Annotated in this window: 31 protein-coding genes; 28 read left to right on the forward strand and 3 right to left on the reverse strand. The window is 71.4% G+C overall.

Annotated elements, in window-relative coordinates; all coding sequences use genetic code 11:
* From rplP to truA, 25 genes are all read left to right on the forward strand, one after another.
* A complete protein-coding gene (gene rplP / locus AC1WTP_RS05700) occupies positions 1-426 on the forward strand; it encodes a 50S ribosomal protein L16 (protein ID WP_007465292.1) in 426 nt (141 codons plus the stop codon).
* Positions 426-662 (forward strand): 50S ribosomal protein L29, encoded by a 237-nt coding sequence (rpmC, locus tag AC1WTP_RS05705; RefSeq protein ID WP_088991888.1) that lies wholly within the window; start codon positions 426-428, stop codon positions 660-662. Before rplP ends, rpmC begins: the two co-directional genes overlap by 1 nt.
* Positions 659-934 (forward strand): 30S ribosomal protein S17, encoded by a 276-nt coding sequence (gene rpsQ, locus AC1WTP_RS05710; protein ID WP_155330233.1) that lies wholly within the window; start codon positions 659-661, stop codon positions 932-934. Before rpmC ends, rpsQ begins: the two co-directional genes overlap by 4 nt.
* Positions 935-1,032: 98 nt before the next feature.
* On the forward strand, positions 1,033-1,401 hold the full coding sequence (gene rplN, locus AC1WTP_RS05715) for a 50S ribosomal protein L14 (RefSeq protein WP_007073026.1): 369 nt from the start codon (positions 1,033-1,035) through the stop codon (positions 1,399-1,401).
* Entirely contained in the window at positions 1,398-1,718 is a 321-nt protein-coding gene (gene rplX / locus AC1WTP_RS05720; protein ID WP_172896341.1) for a 50S ribosomal protein L24, read from the forward strand. Before rplN ends, rplX begins: the two co-directional genes overlap by 4 nt.
* A complete protein-coding gene (gene rplE, locus AC1WTP_RS05725) occupies positions 1,718-2,287 on the forward strand; it encodes a 50S ribosomal protein L5 (RefSeq protein ID WP_088997379.1) in 570 nt (189 codons plus the stop codon). Before rplX ends, rplE begins: the two co-directional genes overlap by 1 nt.
* Before the next feature lies 1 nt (position 2,288).
* Positions 2,289-2,474, forward strand: coding sequence for a type Z 30S ribosomal protein S14 (locus AC1WTP_RS05730; protein ID WP_007073023.1), 186 nt, complete (start codon positions 2,289-2,291; stop codon positions 2,472-2,474).
* Between the two features lie 96 nt (positions 2,475-2,570).
* Positions 2,571-2,978, forward strand: a complete 408-nt coding sequence (gene rpsH, locus AC1WTP_RS05735; protein ID WP_013288624.1) for a 30S ribosomal protein S8 — start codon at positions 2,571-2,573, stop codon at positions 2,976-2,978.
* A 16-nt stretch (positions 2,979-2,994) separates the two neighbouring features.
* Positions 2,995-3,537: a 50S ribosomal protein L6 gene (rplF, locus tag AC1WTP_RS05740; protein WP_447134658.1), complete on the forward strand. Its 543-nt coding sequence runs from the start codon at positions 2,995-2,997 to the stop codon at positions 3,535-3,537.
* Positions 3,534-3,923 (forward strand): 50S ribosomal protein L18, encoded by a 390-nt coding sequence (rplR, locus tag AC1WTP_RS05745; protein ID WP_132180516.1) that lies wholly within the window; start codon positions 3,534-3,536, stop codon positions 3,921-3,923. Before rplF ends, rplR begins: the two co-directional genes overlap by 4 nt.
* A 33-nt stretch (positions 3,924-3,956) precedes the next feature.
* Positions 3,957-4,571: a 30S ribosomal protein S5 gene (rpsE, locus tag AC1WTP_RS05750; RefSeq protein WP_088997381.1), complete on the forward strand. Its 615-nt coding sequence runs from the start codon at positions 3,957-3,959 to the stop codon at positions 4,569-4,571.
* Positions 4,571-4,753, forward strand: coding sequence for a 50S ribosomal protein L30 (gene rpmD, locus AC1WTP_RS05755; protein WP_012015110.1), 183 nt, complete (start codon positions 4,571-4,573; stop codon positions 4,751-4,753). Before rpsE ends, rpmD begins: the two co-directional genes overlap by 1 nt.
* Positions 4,753-5,196 carry a 50S ribosomal protein L15 gene (gene rplO / locus AC1WTP_RS05760; RefSeq protein WP_447134660.1) on the forward strand — a complete coding sequence of 148 codons (444 nt, stop codon included), beginning with the start codon at positions 4,753-4,755 and terminating at the stop codon, positions 5,194-5,196. The genes rpmD and rplO overlap by 1 nt, the downstream gene beginning before the upstream one ends.
* 234 nt (positions 5,197-5,430) lie before the next feature.
* Complete coding sequence (gene secY / locus AC1WTP_RS05765; protein ID WP_481648190.1) at positions 5,431-6,759, forward strand: preprotein translocase subunit SecY; 1,329 nt, start codon at positions 5,431-5,433, stop codon at positions 6,757-6,759.
* Positions 6,760-7,413: an adenylate kinase gene (locus tag AC1WTP_RS05770; RefSeq protein WP_109905663.1), complete on the forward strand. Its 654-nt coding sequence runs from the start codon at positions 6,760-6,762 to the stop codon at positions 7,411-7,413.
* An 83-nt stretch (positions 7,414-7,496) separates the two neighbouring features.
* The gene (map, locus tag AC1WTP_RS05775; RefSeq protein ID WP_481648191.1) at positions 7,497-8,348 is read left to right on the forward strand and encodes a type I methionyl aminopeptidase; all 852 of its coding nucleotides are present in this window, start codon (positions 7,497-7,499) and stop codon (positions 8,346-8,348) included.
* A 559-nt stretch (positions 8,349-8,907) separates the two neighbouring features.
* Entirely contained in the window at positions 8,908-9,453 is a 546-nt protein-coding gene (locus tag AC1WTP_RS05780) for a DUF1707 SHOCT-like domain-containing protein (RefSeq protein WP_481648192.1), read from the forward strand.
* Between the two features lie 250 nt (positions 9,454-9,703).
* Complete coding sequence (gene infA, locus AC1WTP_RS05785) at positions 9,704-9,925, forward strand: translation initiation factor IF-1 (RefSeq protein WP_007073013.1); 222 nt, start codon at positions 9,704-9,706, stop codon at positions 9,923-9,925.
* Between the two features lie 91 nt (positions 9,926-10,016).
* Entirely contained in the window at positions 10,017-10,130 is a 114-nt protein-coding gene (rpmJ, locus tag AC1WTP_RS05790) for a 50S ribosomal protein L36 (protein ID WP_012184307.1), read from the forward strand.
* A gap of 263 nt (positions 10,131-10,393) precedes the next feature.
* Positions 10,394-10,774 (forward strand): 30S ribosomal protein S13, encoded by a 381-nt coding sequence (gene rpsM, locus AC1WTP_RS05795; protein ID WP_091290326.1) that lies wholly within the window; start codon positions 10,394-10,396, stop codon positions 10,772-10,774.
* Positions 10,775-10,792: 18 nt separating this feature from the next.
* Positions 10,793-11,200 carry a 30S ribosomal protein S11 gene (gene rpsK, locus AC1WTP_RS05800; protein ID WP_014440747.1) on the forward strand — a complete coding sequence of 136 codons (408 nt, stop codon included), beginning with the start codon at positions 10,793-10,795 and terminating at the stop codon, positions 11,198-11,200.
* A 14-nt stretch (positions 11,201-11,214) separates the two neighbouring features.
* A complete protein-coding gene (gene rpsD / locus AC1WTP_RS05805; RefSeq protein ID WP_481648193.1) occupies positions 11,215-11,841 on the forward strand; it encodes a 30S ribosomal protein S4 in 627 nt (208 codons plus the stop codon).
* 96 nt (positions 11,842-11,937) lie between these two features.
* On the forward strand, positions 11,938-12,960 hold the full coding sequence (locus AC1WTP_RS05810; protein WP_447134665.1) for a DNA-directed RNA polymerase subunit alpha: 1,023 nt from the start codon (positions 11,938-11,940) through the stop codon (positions 12,958-12,960).
* 34 nt (positions 12,961-12,994) lie between these two features.
* Positions 12,995-13,570 carry a 50S ribosomal protein L17 gene (gene rplQ, locus AC1WTP_RS05815; protein WP_481648194.1) on the forward strand — a complete coding sequence of 192 codons (576 nt, stop codon included), beginning with the start codon at positions 12,995-12,997 and terminating at the stop codon, positions 13,568-13,570.
* 69 nt (positions 13,571-13,639) lie between these two features.
* Positions 13,640-14,470, forward strand: a complete 831-nt coding sequence (gene truA, locus AC1WTP_RS05820) for a tRNA pseudouridine(38-40) synthase TruA (protein ID WP_481648195.1) — start codon at positions 13,640-13,642, stop codon at positions 14,468-14,470.
* 66 nt (positions 14,471-14,536) lie between these two features.
* Here the strand turns inward: truA and AC1WTP_RS05825 are convergent, their stop codons facing one another.
* Positions 14,537-15,676, reverse strand: a complete 1,140-nt coding sequence (locus AC1WTP_RS05825) for a hypothetical protein (RefSeq protein ID WP_481648196.1) — start codon at positions 15,674-15,676, stop codon at positions 14,537-14,539.
* Positions 15,677-15,824: 148 nt separating this feature from the next.
* Here AC1WTP_RS05825 and AC1WTP_RS05830 point away from each other — a divergent pair, with 148 nt between their 5' ends.
* From AC1WTP_RS05830 to AC1WTP_RS05840, 3 genes are read left to right on the forward strand one after another with little or no spacing between them, the layout of a single operon-like run.
* The gene (locus AC1WTP_RS05830) at positions 15,825-16,430 is read left to right on the forward strand and encodes a class I SAM-dependent methyltransferase (RefSeq protein WP_481648197.1); all 606 of its coding nucleotides are present in this window, start codon (positions 15,825-15,827) and stop codon (positions 16,428-16,430) included.
* A gap of 41 nt (positions 16,431-16,471) precedes the next feature.
* A complete protein-coding gene (locus tag AC1WTP_RS05835) occupies positions 16,472-18,151 on the forward strand; it encodes an ABC-F family ATP-binding cassette domain-containing protein (RefSeq protein ID WP_481648198.1) in 1,680 nt (559 codons plus the stop codon).
* A gap of 56 nt (positions 18,152-18,207) precedes the next feature.
* The gene (locus tag AC1WTP_RS05840; protein WP_481648276.1) at positions 18,208-19,152 is read left to right on the forward strand and encodes an aldo/keto reductase; all 945 of its coding nucleotides are present in this window, start codon (positions 18,208-18,210) and stop codon (positions 19,150-19,152) included.
* Positions 19,153-19,318: 166 nt separating this feature from the next.
* Here AC1WTP_RS05840 and AC1WTP_RS05845 read toward each other — a convergent pair whose 3' ends face one another.
* Positions 19,319-19,858 carry a hypothetical protein gene (locus tag AC1WTP_RS05845; protein ID WP_481648199.1) on the reverse strand — a complete coding sequence of 180 codons (540 nt, stop codon included), beginning with the start codon at positions 19,856-19,858 and terminating at the stop codon, positions 19,319-19,321.
* A 71-nt stretch (positions 19,859-19,929) separates the two neighbouring features.
* Complete coding sequence (locus tag AC1WTP_RS05850) at positions 19,930-25,752, reverse strand: ThuA domain-containing protein (protein ID WP_481648200.1); 5,823 nt, start codon at positions 25,750-25,752, stop codon at positions 19,930-19,932.
* Positions 25,753-26,011 lie beyond the last annotated feature (259 nt).

Below are 26,011 nucleotides of genomic sequence, written 5' to 3' on the forward strand. Positions count from 1 at the left end.
ATGCTGATGCCGCGCAAGCCCCCGAAGGGCTTCCGTAAGCCGCACCACCCGGACCGCAGCGGCGCGTCCAAGGGCGGCAACCGGGTGGTCTTCGGCGAGTTCGGGATCCAGGCTCTCGAGCCGGCGTACGTGACGAACCGCCAGATCGAGTCGGCGCGTATCGCGATGACCCGCCACATCAAGCGTGGTGGCAAGGTCTGGATCACGATCTTCCCGGACCAGGCCCTGACCAAGAAGCCGGCGGAAACCCGGATGGGTTCCGGTAAGGGCTCGCCCGAGTGGTGGGTCGCCAACGTCAAGCCGGGGCGGGTGCTCTTCGAGATGTCCTTCCCCAATGAGCAGATCGCGCGAGAGGCGATGCGTCGCGCGATCCACAAGCTCCCGATGAAGTGCCGCATTGTGACGCGCGAAGTGGGTGAATCCTGATGGCAGCGGGCGTTAAGGCCGCCGAGCTGCGTGAGCTCTCCGAGGAGGAGTTGGTCACGAGGCTGCGCGAGGCCAAGGCGGAGCTGTTCAACCTCCGCGTGCAGGCCGCAACCGGGCAGCTGGACAACAACCGGCGGCTGCAGGTCATCCGTCGGGAGATCGCCCGGATCTACACGATCATGCGTGAGCGCGAGCTGGGGCTCTCGGCCGCGCCGACTGAGGTGACTGCATCATGAGCGAGAACACCACCGCCGCCGCGCGGGCCCGCCGCAAGGTGCGTGAGGGCCTCGTGGTCAGCGACAAGATGGAAAAGACCGTCGTGGTCGAGGTCGAGGACCGGGTCAAGCACGCGCTGTACGGCAAGATCATGCGCCGGACCAGCAAGCTGAAGGTGCACGACGAGCAGAACGCCGCCGGCATCGGCGACCGGGTCCTAATCATGGAGACCCGGCCGCTGTCCGCCACGAAGCGGTGGCGGCTCGTGGAGATCCTGGAAAAGGCCAAGTAGCGAAGGCTTCGAGCTCGCCCGGCGTCGCGTCGGGCGCAGGTTCCGCCAGGCTCCGGCCGCTGCGGCGGCCGGAGAACCGGCAGACATAGGAGATAGACGTGATTCAGCAGGAGTCGCGACTGCGCGTCGCCGACAACACGGGTGCCCGGGAGATCCTGTGCATCCGGGTTCTCGGTGGCTCCGGTCGGCGCTACGCGAGCATCGGCGACGTCATCGTGGCCACCGTCAAGGACGCGATCCCGGGTGCCGGTGTGAAGAAGGGCGACGTCGTCAAGGCGGTCGTCGTTCGCACGGCCAAGGAGAAGCGGCGCCCGGACGGCTCGTACATCCGCTTCGACGAGAACGCCGCCGTCATCATCAAGGACGGCGGGGACCCGCGCGGCACCCGTATCTTCGGCCCGGTGGGTCGGGAGCTGCGGGACAAGCGGTTCATGAAGATCATTTCTCTCGCGCCGGAGGTGTTGTGACCGTGAAGGTCAAGAAGGGCGACACGGTCGTCGTCATCGCCGGCAAGGACAAGGGCGCCAAGGGCAAGGTCATCGCGGCCTACCCGCGGCAGGACAAGGTCCTGGTCGAGGGCGTGAACCGGGTCAAGAAGCACACCCGCATCAGCACCACCCAGCGTGGCGCCAAGACCGGCGGCATCGTCACCCAGGAGGCCCCGATCCACGTCTCGAACGTGCAGGTCCTGGACTCCGACGGGAAGCCGACCCGCGTCGGCTACCGGATCGACGAGAACGGCCAGAAGGTCCGCATCGCGCGTAGCACCGGTAAGGACCTGTGATGAGCACGGCTACCGAAACCAAGACCATGCCGCGCCTCAAGGAGCGGTACCGCAACGAGATCGTGGCCCAGCTGCGCGAGCAGTACAACTACGGCAACCCCATGCAGGTGCCGCGGCTGGTCAAGATCGTCGTCAACATGGGTGTCGGCGAGGCCGCCCGGGACGCCAAGCTGATCGACGGCGCCGTGCGCGACCTGGCCACCATCACCGGCCAGAAGCCGCAGGTGCGGCGGGCGACCAAGTCCATCGCGCAGTTCAAGCTGCGCGAGGGCATGCCGATCGGCGCGAAGGTGACCCTGCGCGGCGACCGGATGTGGGAGTTCCTGGACCGGCTGCTCTCCATCGCGCTGCCGCGTATCCGTGACTTCCGCGGTCTGGACGGGCGCAAGCTCGACGGGCACGGCAACTACACGTTCGGTCTGACCGAGCAGTCGGTGTTCCACGAGATCGACCAGGACAAGATCGATCGCCAGCGGGGCATGGACATCACGGTGGTCACGACCGCCACGACCGACGACGAGGGCCGGGCGCTGCTCAAGCTCCTGGGCTTCCCGTTCAAGGAGAACTGAGATGGCCAAGAAGGCGCTGATCCTCAAGGCGGCCGCGAAGCCGAAGTTCTCGGTTCGCGCGTACACCCGCTGCCAGCGGTGCGGGCGTCCGAAGGCGGTCTACCGCAAGTTCGGTCTCTGCCGGGTGTGCATCCGGGAGATGGCCCACCGCGGTGAGCTGCCCGGCGTGTCCAAGGCTTCCTGGTAATAGCCCGGCGCGCTCTGCGCGTCAGCTGAACTGTCTCTTCGCCGTAGGCCCCGGGCCCGGCCCGGGGAACCCCGGCGAGAAAGGTTGACGAATTTCATGACGATGACCGACCCGATCGCAGACATGCTCACGCGTCTGCGTAACGCCAACCAGGCGTACCACGACCGGGTGACGATGCCCTACTCGAAGATCAAGGCGAACATCGCCGAGGTCCTCAAGGCCGAGGGTTACATCGCCACCTGGTCGGTCGAGGAGCCCGAGGAGGGCGCCGTCGGCAAGCGACTGGTCGTCGAGCTGAAGTACGGCCAGAACCGGGAGCGGAGCCTGGCCGGCATCAAGCGCGTGTCCAAGCCCGGTCTCCGGGTGTACGCCAAGTCGGACGGGCTCCCGCGGGTGCTCGGCGGGCTGGGCGTGGCGATCATTTCGACGTCCCAGGGGCTGCTCACCGACCGGCAGGCCCGCAAGCGGAGCGTTGGCGGGGAAGTCCTCGCCTTCGTCTGGTAACGGGAGACAGGTAGAAATGTCGCGTATTGGACGTAAGTCGATCCCGGTACCAGCCGGCGTCGACATCACCATCGAGGGCCAGACCGTCAAGGTCAAGGGCCCGAAGGGCGAGCTGTCGCACACCCTGGCCGAGCCGATCACCATCGAGCGGGCCGAGGACGGGCAGCTGAACGTCAACCGCCCGAACGACGAGCGCAAGGCCAAGGAGCTGCACGGCCTGAGCCGTACCCTGGTCGCCAACATGATCGTCGGTGTCACCGAGGGCTACCGTAAGAGCCTGGAGATCGCCGGCACCGGCTACCGGGTCACCGCCAAGGGCAAGGACCTCGAGTTCGCACTCGGGTTCTCGCACCCGGTCCTGGTGCCCGCGCCGGACGGGATCACCTTCACGGTGGAGAGGCCGACCCTGTTCCACGTGGCCGGCATCGACAAGCAGCTGGTCGGCGAGGTCGCCGCCAACATCCGGAAGATCCGTCCGCCGGAGCCCTACAAGGGCAAGGGTGTCAAGTACCAGGGCGAGGTCATCCGCCGCAAGGCTGGAAAGGCAGGTAAGAAGTGAGCGCCACGCTGCTCAAGCGCCGCCGCGGCGTTGCCGCCAAGCGCGCCGTCGGGCGTGCGCGTCGGCACTTCCGGGTCCGCAAGAACGTCAGCGGCACCGCCGAGCGTCCCCGCCTCGTGGTCACCCGCTCCCTGCGGCACATCGTCGCCCAGATCGTGGACGACACCAAGGGTCACACCCTGGCGTCGGCCTCGACCCTGGACGCGTCGCTGCGCGGTGCGGAGGGCGACAAGAGCGCCCTGGCCGGCAAGGTCGGCACCCTGCTCGCCGAGCGGGCCAAGGCCGCCGGCGTCTCCAAGGTCGTCTTCGACCGCGGTGGCAACCGGTACGCGGGGCGGGTCGCCGCGCTGGCCGATGCCGCCCGCGAAGCCGGGCTCGAGTTCTAACAACCCCGTCACGAGAGAAAAGGAAGGCTGCTGATGCCAGGTCAACAGCGCCGTGGCGGCGGGTCCGGTGGCAACGAGGGTGGTCGCCGCGACAACCGCCGTGAGGGCGGCCGCGGAAACGCGCCCGTCGAGAAGACCCCGCACCTCGAGCGGGTCGTCGCGATCAACCGCGTCGCCAAGGTCGTGAAGGGCGGTCGTCGCTTCAGCTTCACCGCCCTGGTGATCGTGGGCGACGGCGACGGCACGGTCGGCGTGGGCTACGGAAAGGCCAAGGAGGTGCCCGCGGCGATCGCCAAGGGTGTCGAGGAGGCCAAGAAGCACTTCTTCAAGGTGCCGCGGATCGGTCAGTCGATCCCGCACCCGGTGCAGGGCGAGGACGCCGCCGGCGTGGTGCTGCTCAAGCCGGCCTCCGCCGGTACGGGCGTCATCGCCGGTGGGCCGGTCCGTGCCGTGCTGGAGTGCGCGGGCATCCACGACGTGCTCTCCAAGAGCCTCGGGTCGTCCAACCCGATCAACATCGTGCACGCCACCGTGGCGGCGCTGAAGGGGCTCGAGTCCCCCGAGGCCGTCGCCCAGCGCCGTGGCCTGCCGGTGGAGGACGTCGCGCCGGCCGCCATGCTGGCGTCGCGGGCGGGGGTGGCTTCCTGATGGCACGTCTCAAGGTCACCCAGGTCCGGTCCGAGATCGGGACCAAGCAGAACCAGCGTGACTCGCTGCGTTCGCTCGGTCTCAAGCGGATCAACGACGTGGTGGTCAAGGAGGACCGGCCCGAGATCCGCGGCATGATCTTCACTGTGAACCACCTCGTGAAGGTCGAGGAGGTCGAGTAATGACGATCAAGGTCCACCACCTGCGTCCGGCGCCGGGTGCCAAGACCGCGAAGACCCGTGTGGGTCGCGGTGAGGGCTCCAAGGGCAAGACCGCCGGTCGCGGTACCAAGGGTTCGAAGGCCCGCAAGAACATCTCGGCGGCGTTCGAGGGTGGGCAGATGCCCATCCACATGCGCCTGCCGAAGCTGAAGGGCTTCAAGAACAAGTTCAAGGTGGTCTTCCAGGTGGTCAACCTGGACCGGCTCGCCGAGCTCTTCCCGAACGGCGGCCAGGTCGGCCCGCTGGAGCTGGTCGAGGCCGGTGCGGTCCGCAAGGGCCAGCCGGTCAAGGTGCTCGGCACCGGTGACCTCGGCGGGGTGGCGCTCCAGGTGTCGGCGCACGCGTTCAGCGCGTCGGCCAAGGAGAAGATCACCGCGGCCGGCGGCTCGGTCACCGAGCTGTAAGGACTGAACGACCCGTGGCGCCCGTCCAGTTGCTCACAACTGGCGGGCGCCATGGTCTACCTGGCGCATGTGCGCCGGGTAACATCAAACTCGGTTTATGTAGCCGGGCACATCTGCCCGGACCGGGATCGGGCTGTTAGAGTCCCTTCCCAGCTATGGATATCGGGCGCTCGCCCGGCACCCACCCCGACCCGCCAGGGATCCCGGCGGCCCGCCTCGCGCAGGAGGAAGAAGTTGCTGTCCGCCTTTCTCAGTGCGTTCCGTACGCCTGACCTGCGCAAGAAGCTGCTGTTCACAGTAGGCATCATCGCGGTCTACCGGCTCGGCGCCACCCTGCCCAGCCCCGGTGTGTCCTACGGCAACGTGCAGAAGTGCCTCGACACCATCCAGGGCGACTCCACGAGCGTCCTGAACCTGCTCAACCTCTTCTCCGGCGGCGCGCTGCTGCAGCTCTCGGTCTTCGCGCTGGGCATCATGCCCTACATCACCGCGTCGATCATCCTGCAGCTGCTGACCGTGGTGATCCCGCGGCTGGAGCAGCTCCGCAAGGAGGGCCAGGCCGGCCAGGCGAAGATCACCCAGTACACCCGGTACCTGACCCTGGGCCTCGGTGTCCTGCAGGCCTCGGCGTTCGTCGCGCTGGCCCGCTCCGGGCAGCTCTTCAACAACCAGTGCGACCAGTTCCCGATCATCCCCGTGGGCACCGGCATCCCGGACTGGCTGACCCTGAGCATCCTGGTGATGACGATGACCGCCGGCACCGGTGTGGTCATGTGGCTCGGCGAGCTGATCACCGACCGCGGCGTGGGCAACGGCATGTCCGTGCTGATCTTCACCTCGATCGCCGCCCGGCTCCCCAGCGAGGGCTGGCAGATCAAGCAGAGCCAGGGCTGGTGGAAGTTCTTCCTGGTCATCGCGCTGGTCCTGGTGGTCATCACCGCGGTCACCTTCATCGAGCAGGCGCAGCGCCGGATCCCGGTCCAGTACGCCAAGCGGATGATCGGCCGGCGGATGTACGGCGGCACCTCGACCTACATCCCGCTGAAGGTCAACCAGGCGGGTGTCATCCCGGTCATCTTCGGTTCGTCGCTGCTCTACCTGCCGCAGCTGGCGCTGCAGTTCTTCGACCAGACCGACCCGGGCAAGACCCAGGCGTGGATCCAGAACAACCTGGTCGACCCGACCAGCCCGATCTACATCGCGGTCTACTTCCTGCTGATCATCTTCTTCACGTACTTCTACGTCTCGATCACGTTCAACCCGACCGAGGTCGCGGACAACATGAAGAAGTACGGCGGCTTCGTGCCGGGCATCCGCCCCGGCAAGCCGACCGCCGACTACCTGGACTTCATCCTCAGCCGGATCACCCTGCCGGGCGCGCTCTACCTGGGCGTCATCTCGATCCTGCCGAACTTCTTCTTCATCTGGCTGGACAAGCAGCAGTACTTGAACTTCCCGTTCGGCGGTACCGCTGTGCTGATCATGGTCGGCGTCGGTCTGGAGACCACCAAGCAGATCGAGAGCCAACTCATGCAGCGGAACTACGAAGGGTTCCTGCGGTAGATGAGACTCGTTCTGGTTGGCCCGCCGGGCGCGGGCAAGGGCACGCAGGCCGAGTTCATCGCCGCGCACCTCTCGGTGCCGAAGATCTCGACCGGGGACATCTTCCGGGCCAACGTGTCCCAGGGGACCCCGCTCGGCGTCGAGGCGAAGCGCTACATGGACGCTGGCAAGCTCGTGCCGGACGAGGTCACCATCAACATGGTCCGGGACCGGCTCGCCGAGCCGGACGCCAGCGAGGGCTTCCTGCTCGACGGCTTTCCCCGGACCACCCCGCAGGCCGCTGCGCTCGACAAGCTCCTGGCCGACCTGGGCACCGCGCTCGACCTGGTGCTCGAACTGGTCGTCGACGACGACGAGGTGATCCGCCGGCTCTCCGGCCGGCGGACCTGCCGGGGCTGCGGCAAGATCTGGCACGTCGAGTTCGACCCGACCACCCGGGACGGCATCTGCGACCGCTGCGGCGCCGAGCTGTTCCAGCGTGACGACGACAAGCCGGAGACCATCGCCGCCCGGCTGCGGGAGTACGCGGAGAAGACCGCGCCGCTGGTCGACTACTACGGCGCCCAGGGCAAGCTCGTCGGCATCGACGCCACCGGCCCGGTGGAGGACGTCACCGTCCGCGCCATCGACGCCCTGCGCTCGTACGGCGGCTGACGTCCCGCCCGCGGCGGATAGAGTGCGAACAGCGGGGTACGCCCGGCCTGCCCTGCTGTTCGGCAACGAAAGGTAACGGCTCCATGCGTCGTCCCCAGCTGGACATCCAGCTGAAGACCCCTGACCAGATCGAGAAGATGCGCGCCGCCGGTCTGGTGGTCGCCGAGGCGCTGCGCCGGATGCGGGAGGCGGTCGCCCCCGGGGTCAGCACCGCCGACCTGGACGCGATCGCCGAGTCGACCATCCGCGAGGCCGGGGCCGTCCCCTCGTTCAAGGGCTACCACGGCTTCCCGGCGTCCATCTGCTCCTCGGTCAACGAGCAGGTGGTGCACGCGATCCCGGCACCCGGGCAGGTGCTCCGCGAGGGCGACCTGATCTCGATCGACTGCGGCGCGGTGCTGAACGGCTGGCACGGCGACGCCGCCATCACGGTCGGCGTGGGCGAGGTCGACCCGGCCCTGCTGCGGATGGCCAAGGTGGCCGAGGACGCCATGTGGGCCGGGATCGCCACGGCGGCGCGCGGGGCGGCCAGCGGCAAGGGCCGGCTGACCGACATCTCGCACGCCGTGGAGGACGCGGTCCGCCGGGGTGGCCGGTACGGCATCGTCGACGGCTACGGCGGGCACGGCATCGGCACCGAGATGCACCAGGACCCGCACGTGCTCAACCACGGGCGGCCCGGCAAGGGCCCGCGCATGGTGCCCGGCCTGGCGCTGGCCATCGAGCCGATGATCACCATGGGCTCGCCCCGAACGATGGAACTGGCCGACGGCTGGACCGTGGTGACCCGGGACAGGTCGGTCGCGGTGCACGTCGAGCACACCATGGCGCTGCTCCCCGACGGGGTCTGGGTGCTGACCGCCGAGGACGGCGGCCGCGCCCGCCTGGGCGACCTGGTCACCGCCCGCCAACCCGCCGGCTCCCCGACCCCCTGACCCTCCCGGCTGAGCCCAGCGCCCCGGCCGGGCGCGGCCCAGCCGCCGACCAGCCCCAGCCCCCTCGGCCCAGCCCGGCCTTCGGCCCGGGCTAGCCCAACTCTCGCCAGCCCGAACCCCCGGCGGCTCAGCCCGGCCCTGGGCCTAGGCGAGCCCAGCCCGGCCCTCGGCCCGGGCGAGCCCAACTCTCGCCAGCCCGAACCCCCGGCGGCTCAGCCCGGCCCTGGGCCTAGGCGAGCCGGGCCCTCGGCAGCCCCGACCCCTGCGGCCCAGTCCGGCCCCGGGCCTAGGCGAGCCGAGCCCGGCCCTTGGCGCAGGCGAGCCCAACCCGCGCCAGCTCAGCCCCAGCCCGCCTCGGTCCAGCCCGGCCCTGGGCCTGGGCCTGGGCGAGCCCTCAGCCCCGTCCCGGCCCAGCCCTTTGACCATGAGCGTCGCGTCGGCGGATCGGCCGATCGTCGTGCGAACTTCATGATCACGTCTGCTGAGTCGGGCGGGGCGGGTCTGATCGGAGTGGTTGTGGGGGAGTTGGTGGTGGTGGGGTGGTGGCATGCTTGCGGGCATGGAGGGGCGCGAGGGGATGCGGGCCGCCGACGCCGACCGCGAGGCGGTGGCCGACCGGTTGCGGGTGGCGCTCAACGAGGGCCGGCTGAGCCTGTACGAGTACGACGAGCGGTTGCAGCGGGCGTACGCGGCCCGGACGTACGCGGAACTGGACGCGCTGGTGACGGATCTGCCGGCGGTCGCGCCGCCGGCCGCGTCCGCGCTCGCGGAGCCGGGCGACGCCGCCCCGGCGCCGACCCGACCGGGTGCCGCCCGGCCGGCCGTCGCCCGCTGGCTGGCCGAGGTCTGGCTGCCGTACCTCCAGGTGGTGCCGATCGTCGTGGCGATCTGGGCGGTCACCTCCCTGTTCGCCCGGGACCTGCTCTACTTCTGGCCGGGCTGGGTGGCCGGGCCGTGGGGCGCGGTGCTGCTGGTGCGCACCGTCACCGGGGTGGTCGGGGGCGAGCCGCAGCGGTGGACGGCCGAGCGGGAGCGTCGGCGCCGACGGAAGCTGGCGAAGCGGGCCCGGCGGCGGGCGCTGGAGACCGGCGGTCCGGACGCGTAGCGTCCGCCTGTCTCGCCGGCCTGATGCCGGTTTCGCCCGTTACGGTGAATCCGCTGGTGGCCGGTTTGGCGACGGCGCGAGGGCGGGCGTACACTGACTGATCGGCGCACAGCGTCCACTCCGGCATGCCCACCTAGCGCTTCGGTGGGACTCGGAGCCGCGGCTGGCGCGGGCTTTCTGATCATGGTCAGTCACCCGTGTAAGACGTTGTGGGCCGTCCGGAGCAACCGACGTCAGGACAGCGGAGGACATGCCGAAAAAAGACGGAGCCATCGAGATCGAGGGTCGGGTCATCGAGCCCCTGCCGAACGCCATGTTCCGGGTGGAGCTCGCGAACGGCCACAAGGTGCTGGCTCACATCAGCGGCAAGATGCGGCAGCACTACATCCGCATCCTGCCGGAGGACCGGGTCGTCGTCGAACTCTCGCCGTACGACCTGACCCGCGGGCGCATCGTCTACCGCTACAAGTAAGCCTGACGACGGCCGGAACGTCCCGTGTCCGTCTTCGACGTCCGGGTCGCGCCTCGTCGCGAGTCCGGGCCAGATGGGAAGTAAGGCAACCGTGAAGGTCAAGCCGAGCGTCAAGAGGATCTGCAACAAGTGCCGGGTGATCCGCCGGCACGGCCGGGTCATGGTGATCTGCACCGACCCGCGCCACAAGCAGCGCCAGGGCTGAACCAGTCCCACCGGTCGTGACGCGGCCGGTCGGATCGGTCCGGGCCGCAGATCCAGACAACACATCACCTAGCTCGTCCCAGCCGCGAGCGGTACGCAGCGCGTACTCCCTCGTGGTTGACCCCCGGTCGGAGGCCGGGGCCCGCTTGGGCAGCGACCGATCCCGGTCGCCGGCGCGGAAAGCGCCGGAAGGACAGGGATGGTCGGTAGCGGGGTGGGACGGGTCCACACCTCCGCACAACACCACGAGGAGTACGCCCGCACATGGCACGTCTAGTCGGCGTCGACCTCCCCCGCGAGAAGCGGATGGAGATCGCGCTCACCTACATCTTCGGCGTGGGTCGCACCCGCGCCCTGGAGACGCTCGCCGCGACCGGCATCTCACCGGACAAGCGCGTTCGGGACCTCACTGACGAGGAGCTCGTCCAGCTCCGCAATCACATCGAGGGCAACTACAAGGTTGAAGGCGACCTGCGCCGCGAGGTCGCCGCTGACATCCGCCGCAAGGTCGAGATCGGCTGCTACGCGGGTATCCGGCACCGCCGGGGCCTGCCCGTTCGTGGCCAGCGGACCAAGACCAACGCGCGGACCCGGAAGGGTCCGAAGCGGACCGTCGCCGGCAAGAAGAAGCCCGGCAAGAAGTAACTAGGAGCGCACAGACTTATGCCACCGAAGGCTCGTGCCGGAGCCGCCGTCAAGAAGGTCCGGCGCAAGGAACGCAAGAACGTCGCCCACGGGCAGGCGCACATCAAGAGCACCTTCAACAACACCATCGTGTCGATCACCGACCCGACCGGTGCGGTCATCTCCTGGGCCTCCTCGGGCCAGGTGGGCTTCAAGGGCTCCCGCAAGTCGACCCCGTTCGCCGCGCAGCTGGCCGCCGAGGCCGCCGCGCGCCGGGCGATGGAGCACGGCATGCGCAAGGTCGACGTGTTCGTCAAGGGCCCCGGCTCCGGCCGGGAGACCGCCATCCGTTCGCTGCAGGCAGCCGGGCTCGAGGTCGGGCAGATCTCCGACGTCACCCCGCAGCCGCACAACGGTTGCCGTCCGCCGAAGCGTCGCCGGGTCTGAGAGGTTAGAGAGAGATGGCTCGTTACACCGGTGCTGACTGCCGCCGTTGCCGGCGGGAGAAGATGAAGCTGTTCCTCAAGGGCAGCAAGTGCGATGGCCCGAAGTGCCCGTTCGAGTCCCGGCCGTTCCCGCCCGGGCAGCACGGCCGTGGCCGCACCAAGGAGACGGAGTACCTGCTCCAGCTCCGTGAGAAGCAGAAGGCCCGTCGTGTCTACGGCGTGCTGGAGAAGCAGTTCCGCGGTTACTACGAGGAGGCCGTGGGCAAGAAGGCCAAGACCGGCGAGGTCCTCCTGCAGATCCTCGAGTCGCGGCTGGACAACGTGGTCTACCGGGCCGGCTACGCCGGTTCCCGGGACATGGCCCGTCAGCTGGTCAAGCACGGTCACTTCACGGTGAACGGCAAGAAGGTCGACATCCCGTCGTACCGGGTCAAGGAGCACGACATCATCGAGGTTCGGGAGAAGAGCAAGCAGCTCACCCCGTTCATCGTGGCGCAGGCTCAGGCCGGTTCGCGGTCGGTTCCGGCGTGGCTGGAGGCCATCCCGAGCCAGATGAAGATCCTCGTGCACTCGCTCCCGGCCCGCCAGGTGATCGACACCCAGGTCCAGGAGCAGCTGATCGTCGAGCTCTACTCCAAGTAAGGGCTCGTTGCGGTGGCCCGCCCTCCGGGGCGGGCCACCGGAACAGTTTGTGTCGTGGGCGTCATATAGCGGGCGCCCCGGAAGAGAAGAGAAGACATGCTCATCAGCCAGCGACCGTCTCTTTCCGAAGAGTCGATCAACGACACCCGCTCCCGGTTCACCATCGAGCCGCTGGAGCCGGGCTTCGGCTACACCCTGGGCAACTCGCTGCGGCGTACCCTGCTGTCGTCCATCCCGGGTGCGGCGGTCACCTCGATCAAGATCGACGGTGTGCTGCACGAGTTCACCACGATCCCCGGGGTCAAGGAGGACGTGGTCGAGCTCGTCATGAACATCAAGGAGCTCTGCGTCAGCTCCGAGCACGACGAGCCGGTCAGCATGTACCTGCGCAAGCAGGGCCCGGGCGACGTGACCGCGGGTGACATCCAGCCGCCGGCCGGCGTCTCGGTGCACAACCCGGACCTGAAGCTCGCCACCCTGAACGGCAAGGGCCGGCTCGACATGGAGCTGACCGTCGAGCGGGGCCGGGGCTACGTCACGGCGGCGCAGAACAAGCAGGCCGGCGCCGAGATCGGCCGGATCCCGGTCGACTCGATCTACTCGCCGGTGCTGAAGGTCACCTACCGGGTCGAGGCCACCCGTGTCGAGCAGCGGACCGACTTCGACCGGCTGATCATCGACGTCGAGACCAAGCCGTCGATGGGTCCGCGCACCGCGCTGGCCTCCGCCGGTTCGACGCTGGTGGAGCTCTTCGGGCTGGCCCGGGAGCTGGACGAGACCGCCGAGGGCATCGACATCGGGCCGTCCCCGCAGGACGCCCAGCTGGCGGCGGACCTGGCCCTGCCGATCGAGGAGCTGGACCTGACCGTCCGCTCCTACAACTGCCTCAAGCGCGAGGGCATCAACACCGTTGGTGAGCTCATCGGGCGTACCGAGGCCGACCTCCTCGACATCCGCAACTTCGGCCAGAAGTCGATCGACGAGGTCAAGATGAAGCTCGCCGGGATGGGGCTGGGGCTGAAGGACTCGGCTCCGAACTTCGATCCGGCGCACGTCGTGGACGCCTTCGGCGAGGCCGACTACGACACCGACGACTACCGCGAGACCGAGCAGCTCTAGTCCGCGCTGCCGCCACACCTGAGGAGCACCAAGCATGCCCACGCCCACCAAGGGCCCCCGCCTCGGCGGCAGCCCCGCGCACGAGCGGCTGATGCTGGCCAACCTGGCCACCGCGCTGTTCCAGCACGGCAAGATCCAGACCACCGAGACGAAGGCCCGGCGGCTGCGTCCGCTGGCCGAGCAGCTCATCACCAAGGCCAAGCGCGGCGACCTGGCGTCCCGCCGGCGGGTGCTGGGTGTCGTCAAGGACAAGGACGTGGTCTACGCCCTGTTCGACCAGATCGCGCCGCGGTACGCCAACCGCAACGGCGGCTACACCCGGATCGTGAAGACCGGTCCGCGCAAGGGTGACGCCGCTCCGATGGCGATCATCGAGCTGGTCGAGGAGCTGCAGGTCGCCGAGCCGAAGGCGAACAAGAAGACGGCCGCCCGCAAGGCCGCGCAGCAGGACAAGGTCGAGGCGCTGGCGCCGGCGGAGGAGACCCCGCGGGCGAACGAGTCGGACGACCAGGACGCCGAGGCGCCGGTGTCGGTGTCCGGTGACACCGCCGCGGCGCGCGAGGACAGCGACCTCGCCGTCGAGGAGAACAACGAGCAGAACAAGGCCTGATCCAGGCCACCGTCGGGCCCGGCATCCCTCACGGGGGTGCCGGGCCCGACCCGTGAGGGGGAGGTACGAGTGGACGAGCGCACCCGGCTGCGGTTGGACGTCGCGTACGACGGCACCGACTTCTCCGGCTGGGCCGCCCAGCCGACCCGGCGCACGGTCGCCGGGGTGCTCGTGCAGACCCTCGACCTCGTGCTCGGCGCGGGCGTCGCGACCGGGCTGACCGTGGCCGGCCGGACCGACGCCGGGGTGCACGCCACCGGGCAGGTCTGCCACCTCGACCTGCCCACCGCGGTCTGGCGGGAGCGCGAGGGCACGCTGCTGCGCCGGCTGGCCCGGCTGCTCCCCACCGACGTGCGGGTACGCGCGATGACCGAGGTGCCGGCCGACTTCGACGCCCGGTTCTCGGCCACCTTCCGCCGCTACGAGTACCGGGTCACCGACGCCCCGTACGGCGCCGAGCCGCTGCGCCGGCACGAGGTCCTGGCCTGGCCGAAGCCGCTGGACCTGGCCGCGCTGAACGCCGCGGCGGCCGGGCTGGTGGGGGAACACGACTTCGCCGCGTACTGCCGCCGCAAGGAGAACGCCACCACGCTGCGCGAGGTGACCCGGCTGGACTGGCGGCGCGACCCGGGCGGCGTGCTGGTCGCCACCGTGCAGGCGGACGCGTTCTGCCAGGCGATGGTGCGCAGCCTGGTCGGCGCGATGCTGGTGGCCGGGGACGGCCGCCGGCCGGTCGACTGGCCCGCCGGTCTGCTGGCCCGGCGGGAGCGGTCCAGCGAGGTGACCGTGGCGCCGGCGCACGGGCTCACCCTGGTGGCGGTCGGCTACCCGGACGACCCGGCCGAGTACGCCCGCCGCGCCGAGCTGACCCGCCGGCTGCGGGTGCCCACCGAGTCCTGACCGCCCGGACCGGCCACGGGTGCGCGACCGGTGGCCGCGCACCCGTGTCTCGTCGGGTCCTCCCGGTCAGTCGCCCGGCAGCTCGTCCTCATCGGCATTGCCGTTGTCGGCCCCGGTTCCGTCGTCGGTCCGACCCGCGGTCGGCTGGCCGGCCACGCCGCCGTCGGCCCGCCGTTCCAGGACGCCCTGGTTCAGGTGCAGCTCGATCACGTCGAAGAGGATCTCGCGGACCGCGGTGTCGCCGGACCGGATGGCCTCGCCGTCGGCCCGGGCCACCACCGCGTAGGCGAGGTAGTGGCCGCGTACCTGCCAACCCACCCGGGCCGGGGCGCTGGCCATGGCGTCGGTGTCCGCACCGGCGGCCATGCCACGGAACCGGCCCTGCCGCTCGTCGAGCATCTGCCGGATCTGGTCCCGGGCCCGCTCGGCGCTGGTCCGGTCGGTCAGGTTGAACAGGCCGGTGGTGACCAGGTGGTCGCCGTCGGGCGTGCGCAGCGTCGCCCGGACCACCTGGCTGCACCCGAGCCGGACCAGCAGGTCGGCGATCTCGTCGGTGGCCGCCACCGCGCAGCTGGCGCTGGAGTGGGTCTTCAGCACCTGGTAGGCGGGCTGCCCCTCGCCGACCACGAGCTGCTTGCCCGGGAAGAGCTCCTTGGCGGTCAGCGGGGCCTGGTCGGTGTCCCGGGAGTCGAGGTGGTCGGCCTCGGGTGCGGCGGATTGGGCGACGCCGGGCTGGTTGCTCGCCTCGGGCTGCGGGTCACCGCCGGTGCGGTCCACCAGCAGGGCGGCGGCGCCGAGACCGCAGAGGGCGAGCAGCACCAGGACGGCGGCGCCCCCGATCAGCACCTGCCACAGGCGACCGCCGCCGCGTCGGGCCCGGGGCGGCTCGGCCGGCTGGGACTGGGCGTAGCTGCCGGGCGGGTCGACCGGCGGGGCCGGGGCGTAGCCGCCGGGCGGGTCGACCGGTGCGGCCGCGGCGTACGTCTCGGCGCGGGGCGGTTCGGCCGCCGGCACCGGGTCGCGGGGCAGCACCGGCTCGGAGGGCGGCAGCGCCATCCGGGTGCTCCGCGGCAGCGACGGGGTCGGGAAGCGGGACGGGGACGGCCCGGCCGGAGGTGGCGGACCGGCGCCGAGCACCGACCGGTCGGACCCGGGCTCCGGGTACTCCACGTATGCGTCCTCATCGGACTCGTACCGAAACACCATGCCGCCCAGAGTAGGAGGCATTGTCCCTTTAGGGGGTAATAATGGGAAATTGTGCCGTGGGGCGTTTCGTGGCGTGCTGACCCGATGCTTCGACGGCGCCCGGCGGCCCGGGCCGGCGCCGGGTACCGGCGGTGCGAGAATTGCCGGCGTGACCGGCGACCACTACTTCACCGCTGAACCCACGACCGCCGCCGCGCCGCGCGAGGTCGAGTTCTCCGTCGCCGGCCGCGACTACCGGCTGACCTCCGCCGGCGGGGTCTTCTCCGCCGACCGCCTGGACCCCGGCACCGCGGTGCTGCTGCGCAAGGCCGACCTGCCCCCCGCCGGCACCGCCGGTGACCTGCTCGACCTCGGCTGCGGCTTCGGACCGATCACCTGCGTGCTGGCCGACGCGGTGCCGGCGGCGACGGTCTGGGCGGTCGACGTCAACGAGCGGGCCCGGGCGCTCACCGCGGCCAACGCGGCGCGCACCGGCGCCGCCGACCGGGTACGCGTGGTCGCCCCCGACGACGTCCCGGACGGGACGAGCTTCACCCAGCTCTGGTCCAACCCGCCGATCCGGATCGGCAAGGACGAGCTGCACGCGCTGCTGCTGCGCTGGCTGCCCCGGCTCGCCCCGGGCGGGGTCGCCTGGCTGGTGGTGGCCCGCCACCTCGGCGGCGACTCGCTGCACCGCTGGCTGGTCGAGCAGGGCTGGCAGGTCGAGCGGCGCGCCAGCCAGAAGGGCTACCGGGTGCTGCGCGTCACCCGGTAATTGGTTGGGCCGCCGGGCGGGTGCTCGGGCAGGATGCCCGCGTGGGATACGTGGACGTGGCAGCGGTCGGGCACATCCTCCCCGACGGCCGGGAGCTCTTCACCGACGTGTCGTTCCGGGTCGGTGAGGGCGCCAAGGTGGCACTGGTCGGGCCGAACGGCGCCGGCAAGACCACGCTGCTGCGGATGGTCGCGGGCGATCTGCCGGTGAAGACCGGCGCGGTCGCGCGTACCGGCGGGCTGGGCGTGATGCGCCAGTTCATCGGGATGATCGGCGACGAGTCGACGCTCGCCGACCTGGCGCTGTCGCTCGCCCCGCCGGCCCTGCGCGACGCCGGGCGGCGGCTGGCCGAGACCGAGGCGGCGATGCGGGCGGCCGAGGTGCGCGGCAAGTACAGCACCGCCGCCGGCAAGGCGCAGCTGGCGTACGCGGACGCCCTCGCCGCCTGGGGCGAGGCCGGCGGGTACGACGCCGAGGTGCTCTTCGACACCGTCGCCACCATCGTGCTGGACCTGCCCTGGGAGACCGCCCGGGAGCGCCCGGTGCGGACCCTCTCCGGCGGCCAGCAGAAGCGTTTCGCGCTGGAACTGCTGCTGCGCGGCCCCGATGAGGTGCTGCTCCTCGACGAGCCGGACAACTTCCTCGACGTGCCCGGCAAGCGCTGGCTGGAGGGCCGGTTGCGCGAGTCGGCCAAGTCGGTGCTCTACGTCTCGCACGACCGGGAGCTGCTCGCGCGCACCGCCGACCGGGTGGTCGCGGTAGAGGGCGGCAGCGCCTGGGTGCACCCGGGCGGCTTCGCGAGCTGGCACTCCGCGCGGGTGGCCCGGCACGCCCGGCTGGACGAGCTGCGCCGGCGCTGGGACGAGGAGCACCAGAAGCTGAAGGACCTGGTGCTGATGTACAAGCAGAAGGCCGCGTACAACGACGGGATGGCCTCGCGCTACCAGGCCGCGCAGACCCGGCTGCGCAAGTTCGAGGAGGCCGGGCCGCCGCCCGTACCGCCGAAGGACCAGGACATCCGGATGCGGCTGACCGGCGGGCGGACCGGCAAACGCTCGGTGATCTGCGACAAGCTGGAGCTGGACGGCCTGACCTACCCGTTCGACCTGGAGATCTGGTACGGCGACCGGGTCGCGGTGCTCGGCGCCAACGGCACCGGCAAGTCGCACTTCCTGCGGCTGCTGGCCCGGGGCGGCACCGACCCGGACCCGGCCAACGGCCCGGTCGACGGCGCCGCGGCGCTCGCGCCGGTGGCGCACGACGGGGTCGCCCGGCTCGGCGCGCGGGTGCGGCCCGGCCACTTCTCGCAGACCCACGACCGGCCGGAGCTGATGGCCAAGACCCTGGTGGAGATCCTCTGGCGGGGGGACGAGCACCGGGCCGGCATGGACCGGCACGCGGCGATGGCGGCGCTGTCCCGGTACGAGCTGGCCGGGCAGGGCGACCAGCGGTTCGGCACCCTCTCCGGCGGCCAGCAGGCGCGCTTCCTGGTGCTGCTGCTGGAGCTCTCCGGGGCGACCCTGCTGCTGCTCGACGAGCCCACCGACAACCTGGACCTGGCCAGTGCGGAGGCGCTGGAGGCCGGGCTGGCCGCGTTCGAGGGCACGGTGGTCGCGGTGACCCACGACCGGTGGTTCACCCGCTCCTTCGACCGGTTCGTGCTCTTCCGCGGCGACGGCGAGGTGGTGGAGACCCCCGAGCCGGTCTGGGACGTCGGCTGAGCCGTCCCGCGGGCGGCGGAACGCCCGGCCGGCATAGGGTTGATCTCGTGACTGAGATGACCTACCGCCGGCTGGGCGACTCCGGGCTCGTGGTGTCCGTGGTCGGCATCGGCTGCAACAACTTCGGCCGCAAGCTCGACCTCGACGGCACCCGGGCGGTGGTCGACGCCGCGCTGGACGCCGGGATCAACTTCTTCGACACCGCCGACATCTACGGCGAGCCGCAGGGCGGCTCGGAGGAACTGCTGGGCCAGGCGCTCAAGGGGCGCCGGGACGACGTGGTGGTGGCGACCAAGTTCGGCATGGACATGCACGGCATGAACGGGCCGGACTTCGGTGCCCGGGGTGCGCGCCGCTACATCGCGCGGGCGGTGGAGGCGTCGCTGCGCCGGCTCGGCACCGACCACATCGACCTGTACCAGATGCACGAGCCCGACCCGGGCACCCCGATCGACGAGACCCTCGCCGCGCTGGACGACCTGGTCCGCGCGGGCAAGGTGCGCTACCTGGGCAACTCCAACTTCGCCGGCTGGCAGATCGCGGACGCCGACTGGGTGGCCTCGTCCGCCGGCCGGACCCGGTTCATCAGCGCGCAGAACCACTACAGCCTGCTGGAGCGCTCGGTGGAGACCGAGGTGGTGCCGGCCTGCGAGCGGTTCGGCCTCGGGCTGCTGCCGTTCTTCCCGCTGGCCAACGGGTTGCTCACCGGCAAGTACCGGCGGAACCAGGCCCCGCCGCCCGGCAGCCGGCTCTCAGGCGGCGGCCGGTACGCGCAGCGTCTCGCCGCCGCCGACTGGGACACCATCGAGGCGATCGAGGCGTACGCGAACGAGCGCGGGCTCAGCATGCTCCAGGTGGCCATCGGCGGGTTGGCCGCCCAGCCCGCGGTGACCTCGGTGATCGCCGGCGCCACCACGCCGGAGCAGGTGCGGGCGAACGCCGCCGCCGGCACGTGGCAGCCCTCCGACGAGGACCTGGACGCCCTGCGCGCCATCCTGTGACGATTCCCGCGAAACCGCCGCCCGGGGCCTCGGCCGCGGGCGGCGGTTCGTCGTTGCGGTCCCGGCGAGCCGCCGCGGCGGCAGGCCGGGATCCCGGCTGGGCGGCGGGCGCCCCGATCGGGCTGGGAAGCGGGCCGGGGCCGGCGAGTGGGTCTCGTCGGGAGGCTCACCCCGCCGTGGTCCGGCGGCGGCCGAGCAGCATCGGCACCGCCACCGCCACGGCGGCGAGCACGAGGCCGGCCAGCGCGACCGGCCACCATCCGGCATCCGCCCCGCGCCCGGCGGTACGGCTGTCGGCCGCGGTCACCGCGACGGGCGCCGGGGCCGGGGGCGACTGGGCCGCCCTGGCCTGCACCTGGGCGCTGGCCTCGCCCCTGTGGGGGGCCGGGGCGCTCACCGTGACCCGCCAGCGGCCGGGGGAGAGGATCGGGCCGCTGGCGTAGAAGCCCTGCCCCTCGGCCGCCGGTTCCAGTTGCAGGGGACCGACCTTCCGCCCCTGCGGCCCGGTGGCGGTGAGGGTCAGCCGGACCACCTTGTCCAGCCGGTGCCCGTCGGCGTACGTGGCCTGGACGGTGACCCCCTCGGCCCCGTCCCCGGCCACGGTCAGCTTGAGCTTGCCGGTGTGCGCCGCGGCCGGTGCCGCGGACAGGAGGGTCAGGGCCAGCCCGACGAACACGGTGGCGAGCGCCTGCCAGGTACGCGTCACGGACGTCTCCTCACTGCGGGTGCGGGAGGGCCCCTTCCCGCCACCGGAGCGGCGGGAAGGGGCCCCGCGGATCAGAGCCGGCGGCCGGGGGCGATCCGGGTGGGATCGCCGCCGAGCCGGCCGGCGCCGTCGACCGGTTCGCCGTCGTTCGCCCGTACCCCGGCGGCGCTGGCCGTGCCGCCGAGCCGGACGATCATGGCGTCGGCGTCCCGGACCAGGGTGTCCCGGATCTCCGCCTCGGCCACCAGGGTGGCGTCGGCCGCGAGCGCCCGGAACGCGGTCAGCGCCTTGATCGCCCGGTCGTCCCGGCCGGCCGCCTCGGCCGTCCGGGCCTCACCGAGCTTCGCCGACAACTGCTTGTGCGCCTTGGTCGAGAGCCGCCCGGTCGCCTTGAACCGGTCCAGCAGGTTCTGCATGTCTCGGAACGAGGTGGTGACGAAGAACCGGACCGCCGAGGTGGTCTGGTTGCCCGCCTTGTCGGTCGCGGTGACGGTCAGCTCGTGCAGGCCGAGCGGCAGCTCGTACATGGCCTGCAGGGTGCCGCTGGCGTACGGCCGGCCGTCCAGCTCGCCGACCACGCCGGCGATGCCGGAGGTCGGGTCGACCGCCTGCCAGGACACCCGGACGTCCTGGCTGTCGCCGTAGAGCTGGCCGTCGGCGATCCCGGAGACCAGCAGCGTCGGCTTCGTGCCGTCGATCCGCAGCACCGCCGACTTCAGCGGCTCCGCGTTGCCGGCCCGGTCGGTCGAGCGGAACAGCAGCTCGTGCTGCCCGTCGCCGGTCACCGCGACCGGCTCCGCGTACGGCGTCCAGGCGCCGCCGTCCAGCGACCACTCCACCGTCTTCACCCCGGACCCGGCGTCGGTCGAGGTGAGCACGACCGGGACGGTCCCGTCGTGCCAGCCCTCGTCGTTCGCCGGCGCGAACGTCGCCGAGGTGACCGGCCCGGTGGTGTCGATCTTCACCGCGACGGTCTTGGTCGACTCCACGTTGCCGGCCTTGTCGGTCGAGCGGAACCGCAGTTCGTGCTCGCCGTCACCGGTGACCTGCACCGGGCCGGTGTAGTCCGTCCAGGCGGTGGCCCCGTCCAACTGGTACGCCGTGCCGGCCAGCCCGCTGCCACCGTCCTCGTCGGCGGCGGTCAGCGTGACGGTGACCGGGCCGGTGTGCCAGCCCTCGGTCGGGGTGCCGGAAACGGCGGCCCCGGTCACCGGCGCGGTCCGGTCGGCCGCCTCGGTGCTGAGTCGGAAGTAGTCGAACGCGGCGCTCTTCGACGCCGTCTGGTTGGCGCCGAGGGTGAACAGCCCCACCTTCGGCGTCGCCCCGACGGCGCTGTTGGTGAGCGCCGTCAACGGCGTCCAGGCCGTCCCGTCGGCCGAGTACGACGCGGTGAAAGTGTTGCCGCTGCGGGCCAGCCGCAGGTGCCACACCGAACCGGTCAGGTTGGCCGCCTCCGGCTGCGGGTTCTGCACCGCGCCGCCGATCTCGCTGCGGAACTCGATCCGCCGGGTCACCGGCTGCCCGGGCTGGTTGTCCACGATGTAGTCGAACTTCAGGTAGTTGTCGTCGTCCGCGTGCACGATCAGCCCGGCCTGCTGGTACTGCTCGTTCAGCAGGCTGCCGTCGACCTTCGTCTCCAGCGTCCAGTCACCGGACGGGGCGTTCTGGAGGACGAAGTTCTTCGGCCCCGAGTTGCCGGAGCCGTAGATGTCGCCGTTGGGCACGTCGATCCGCAGCGCGCCCCCGGTCACCCGGTAGCCGGTCGGGTCCTCCCGCAGGATCGCGTCCCACCGGCACTTGTCCAGCGCGTCGCCGGTGAACTCGTCCGACGGGTCGACCGGCCCGGCCGGGGAGTCGGGCGAGACCTGGAACCAGTCGAAGGCGGCGTCCACCACCGGCGCGTCTGTGCCGCCGTTGAGCGCGAACAGCCCGATCCGGGGGTTGCTGATCCCGGCCAGCGCGGCGGACCGGCCGACCGGGGTGAACGTCTGCCCGTCGGCGGACACGGCCGCGGTCAGGCTCGTCCCGTCGCTGGTGACCCGCAGGTGCAGGGTGTCGCCGGCCGGCGCGGCGATGCTGTCGCCCGCCTCGTTGCGCGGTGCGCCGGCGGTCTCCCGGATGAACTCCACCCGCCGGCTGCCGCCGTAGAGCAGGTCCAGCTTGGCGTAGTTGTCGTCGTCGCCGTAGACCAGCAGGCCGGCCTGCTGGTAGTTGGCGGTGACCGGCAGGGTCACCCGGGTGGTGGCCTGCCAGGCCCCGGCCGGCGCGGGCTGGAGCACCAGGTTGGTGGCGTCGTTGCGCCCGCCGTAGAGGTCGCCGGCCGAGGTGGGCAGCCGCAGCGCCCCGCCGGAGACCGAGTGCGACTGGTTCTCCCGGACCACGCCCCAGCGGGCCCGGTCCAGCGCGGTGCCGGTGAAGTCGTCCGAGCGCGCCCCGAAGCAGGACGTGTTCGGCGCGTCCACCCGCACCGGGACGGTCACGTACGACCGGGCGCCCCGGCTGTCGGTCGCCGTCAGGGTGGCGGTGAAGGTGCCGGGCGTGGTGTAGGTGTGGCTGGCGTCCAGGGTGCTCGCCGTGCCGCCGTCACCGAAGTCCCAGGCGTACGTCAGCGGGGTGTCCCCCTCGGCGTCGGTGGCGGTGCCGTCGAAGGCGATGGTGACCGGCGCGGTGCCCGTCGCCGGGGTGGCGGTGGCGGTGACCGCCGGCGGCGCGTTCTCGGTGACGCCCCGGCCGAGGAAGTCCATCCAGTTGACGTTGAACAGCGACCCCGTGCCGCCGCTCGGGTGCCGGGCCACGAAGTACAGCGTGCCGCTCGCCGCGCCGGTCACCGGCGCGGTCACGTCCGTGTACGTCTGCCACGCGCCGGTGCCCGGCACGGTGGCCGTGGCGACCAACGGCCCGTCGACCGCGCCGGCCCGGACCTCCAGCCGGCCGCCGGTGGTGGCGGAGGCGACCCGGAACCGGATCGAGGTGATGTTGGTCAGGTCGGCCGGGGCGAGCGACCACCAGTCGCCGTCCTCGATGAATCCGATGTTTTGCGCACCGCCGGCGGTGTCGCCGGTGGTCTCCTTCTGCACGCCGGGGTCGCCGCCGCCGGTGCTCACCGGCGCCCGACCGGTGGCGGTGTAGAACTCGGCCTGCTTGCGCTTCGGCTGGAGCTGCTCGATGGCCCGGCCGGTGAGCGGGCCGGCGCCGCCGGTGCCGCCGTTGTCGGTGTAGGTCGCCTCGAACACGGCGAAGACGTTCGCCTCCGCGCCGTGCCCGGAGGCGAGCGACGTCTGGACCGTGCCCGTGCAGCCGGTGTGCTGCTCCAGCGGGTGGGCGTGCTCGTCGTGGCCGAGCAGCACCTGGAGCTTGACCCGGTCGCAGTCGATCTCCCCGTCCTCCGGGTCGGTCACCTTGACCGTGTAGCGGACCTGGTCGCCCCAGTCGAAGAAGCCGCCGTCCGGCGGGAACTCGATGGTCACGGTCGGGGCCGTGTTGCCGACGGTGATCGGCACGTTCGCCACCGCGGTGCGGCCCTTGGGGTTGGTGACGGTGAGCTGCGCGGTGTAGCTGCCGGCCGCGGCGTAGGTGTGTGTCGGGTTCGCCTCGGTGGAGGTCTGCCCGTCGCCGAACGCCCAGGCGTAGCCGAGCGTGCCGCCGTCCGGGTCGCGGGAGCCGGCGCTGGAGAAGGTCACGGTCAGCGGCGCCGGCCCGGAGGTCGGGGTGGCGGAGGCGACCGCGATCGGCGCCCGGTCACCGGCGATGTAGTCGACCCGGTAGACGCCCGAGTTGTCGTTGTTGCCGCCGAAGCCGCTGCCCCACTCGATCAGGTACATCGCCCCGTCCGGGCCGAACTCGAAGTCCATCGGCCGGATCAGGCTCATGCCGGTGAGCAGCTGGTTGATGTCCACCAGCGACCTGCCGTCGGCGGTCACCTGCATCGTGTACATCTTCGACTGGTTCCACTCGCCGAAGAGCGCCTTGCCGTCGTAGTACGCCGGCCACTTCCGGTCCGAGTTCAGGTCGGCGTCGTACCGGTAGACCGGGCCGCCCATCGGCGCGCCGCCGCCGCCGATCTCCGGGAAGCGCGGGTTGCCGCTGTAGTCGTAGTCGACGGTGGCCGGGATGGCCGGCGGCAGGTTGGTCAGGCCGGTGTTGTTGGGGGAGTTGTTCACCGGCGCGGCGCAGTCGAACTTCGGCCCGCTCGGGCCGGAGGGGAACTGGTAGTCGTTGTAGGCGTAGTTCGCCCCGGTGCAGTACGGCCAGCCGTAGTTGCCGGGGGTGCCGACGATGTTCCACTCGACCGTGCCCTCGGGGCCGCGGTCCGGGTTGGCGGCGCCGGCGTCCGGCCCGTAGTCGGCGACGTAGAGGGTGTCGGTGGCCGGGTCGATGCCGATCCGGAACGGGTTGCGGAAGCCCATGGCGTAGATCTCCGGCCGGGTCTTCTCGGTGCCCGGCGCGAAGAGGTTGCCGGCCGGCACGGTGTACGTGCCGTCGTCCTCGGGGTGGATCCGGATGACCTTGCCGCGCAGGTCGTTGGTGTTGCCGGAGGTGCGCTGCGCGTCGTAGTCCTGCCGGCCCGGCCGCTCGTCGATCGGCGTGAACGCGTTGGACTCGAACGGGTTGGTGTTGTCGCCGGTGGCCAGGTAGAGGTTGCCGGCCCGGTCGAAGACCATGCTCCCGCCGGCGTGGCAGCAGGTGTTGCGCTGGGTGTCCACCCGCAGCACCTGCTTCTCGCTGGCCGGGTCGATGGTGTCGCCGGTCACCGTGAACCGGGAGAGCAGGTTGCGGGCGATCCCGTCGTTCGGGGCGTAGTAGAGGTAGACCCAGTGGTTGGTGGCGAAGTCCGGGTCGAGCCGGATGCCGATCAGGCCGTCCTCGTTGCCGGTGAACACGTCCAGGTCGACGGCGGTGACCGTGTTGCCGGTGTCCGGCTTGACGATCTGCACCCGGCCGTCGCGCTCGACGTAGAAGACCCGCCCGTCCGGGGCGACGTCCAGCTCCATCGGGTTGCTGGTGTTGCTGTCCAGCGTGACCTTCTCGAAGCTCCCGGTCAGCGAGGCGCCGCAGTCCGCGTCGGCCACCCCGGCGGCGGTGCGGATGCCGCCGAGCAGGTGGGCCAGGAACTCCGGCTCCGCGTACGACTCCCGGGTGTGCCCACCGCCGGTGTACCAGGCCCGGCCGCCCTCGAAGTCCTGGCACCAGGCGATCGGGTGGTCGTGGCCCATCGCGCCGGCGCCGGGGGAGTAGCTGGTCTCGTCCAGGCTGGCCAGCACGTGCACGTCGGGGCGCGGGTTGGACTGGTAGTTGTACCACTCGTCGAACCGGGACCAGCGCTCCGGCAGCCCGGCGGTGGCCGGGTGGGCGTGGTCCTCCACCTTCACCGTGGCCTGCTGGTTGGCCGGGTGGCTGGCGAAGTACGCGCCGACCAGGTCGCCGTACCAGGCCCAGCTGTACTCGGTGTCCGAGGCGGCGTGGATGCCGACGTACCCGCCGCCGGCGCGGATGTAGCGCTCGAACGCGGCCTGCTGCTCGGCGTCGAGGACGTCGCCGGTCGTGGAGAGCCAGATCACCGCCCGGTACCTGGCGAGGTTGTCGTCGCTGAACGCGGCGCCGTCCTCGGTGGTGTCCACCGTGAACCCGTTTGCCGCGCCGAGTTGCTGGATGGCGGCGATGCCGGTCGGGATGGAGTCGTGCCGGAAGCCGGCGGTCTTCGAGAACACCAGCACCGAGAACGGTTCGTCGGCCGCCGGCGCCGGCGCGGCCTGCGCGACGGGAGCGGCCAGCGGCGCGGCCTGCGGGGCGGGCGCGGCCTGCGCGGCGGGGACGCCGAACAGGCTGGTCGCGGCGAGCGCGAGGGGTAGCAGGGTGGCAAGGACGGGTACGCGGGCACGACGAGATCGGGACACGCCGCCTCCTATGTCGCGGTGGACAGGGATCGCGGGGGCCGGCTCGCCGAAGACCGTCCCAGATGGACCGGAGGGGCACCGTGCCACGGGCGCCCGCACCGGCATTTTGTCGAATCGCTGAACAAATTAATCCCGCTGGATGCATGTCGGGCAAGATGCCGGCCGGTAACGGTTTCGCAACGGCGGGCGACATTCCGACCAGGACCGTACGAAGTGCTCGGCCGTCGCCGGCTCCGCCCGGCCCGGGCCGCGGCCGCCC

The organism is Micromonospora sp. R311 (assembly GCF_056780015.1).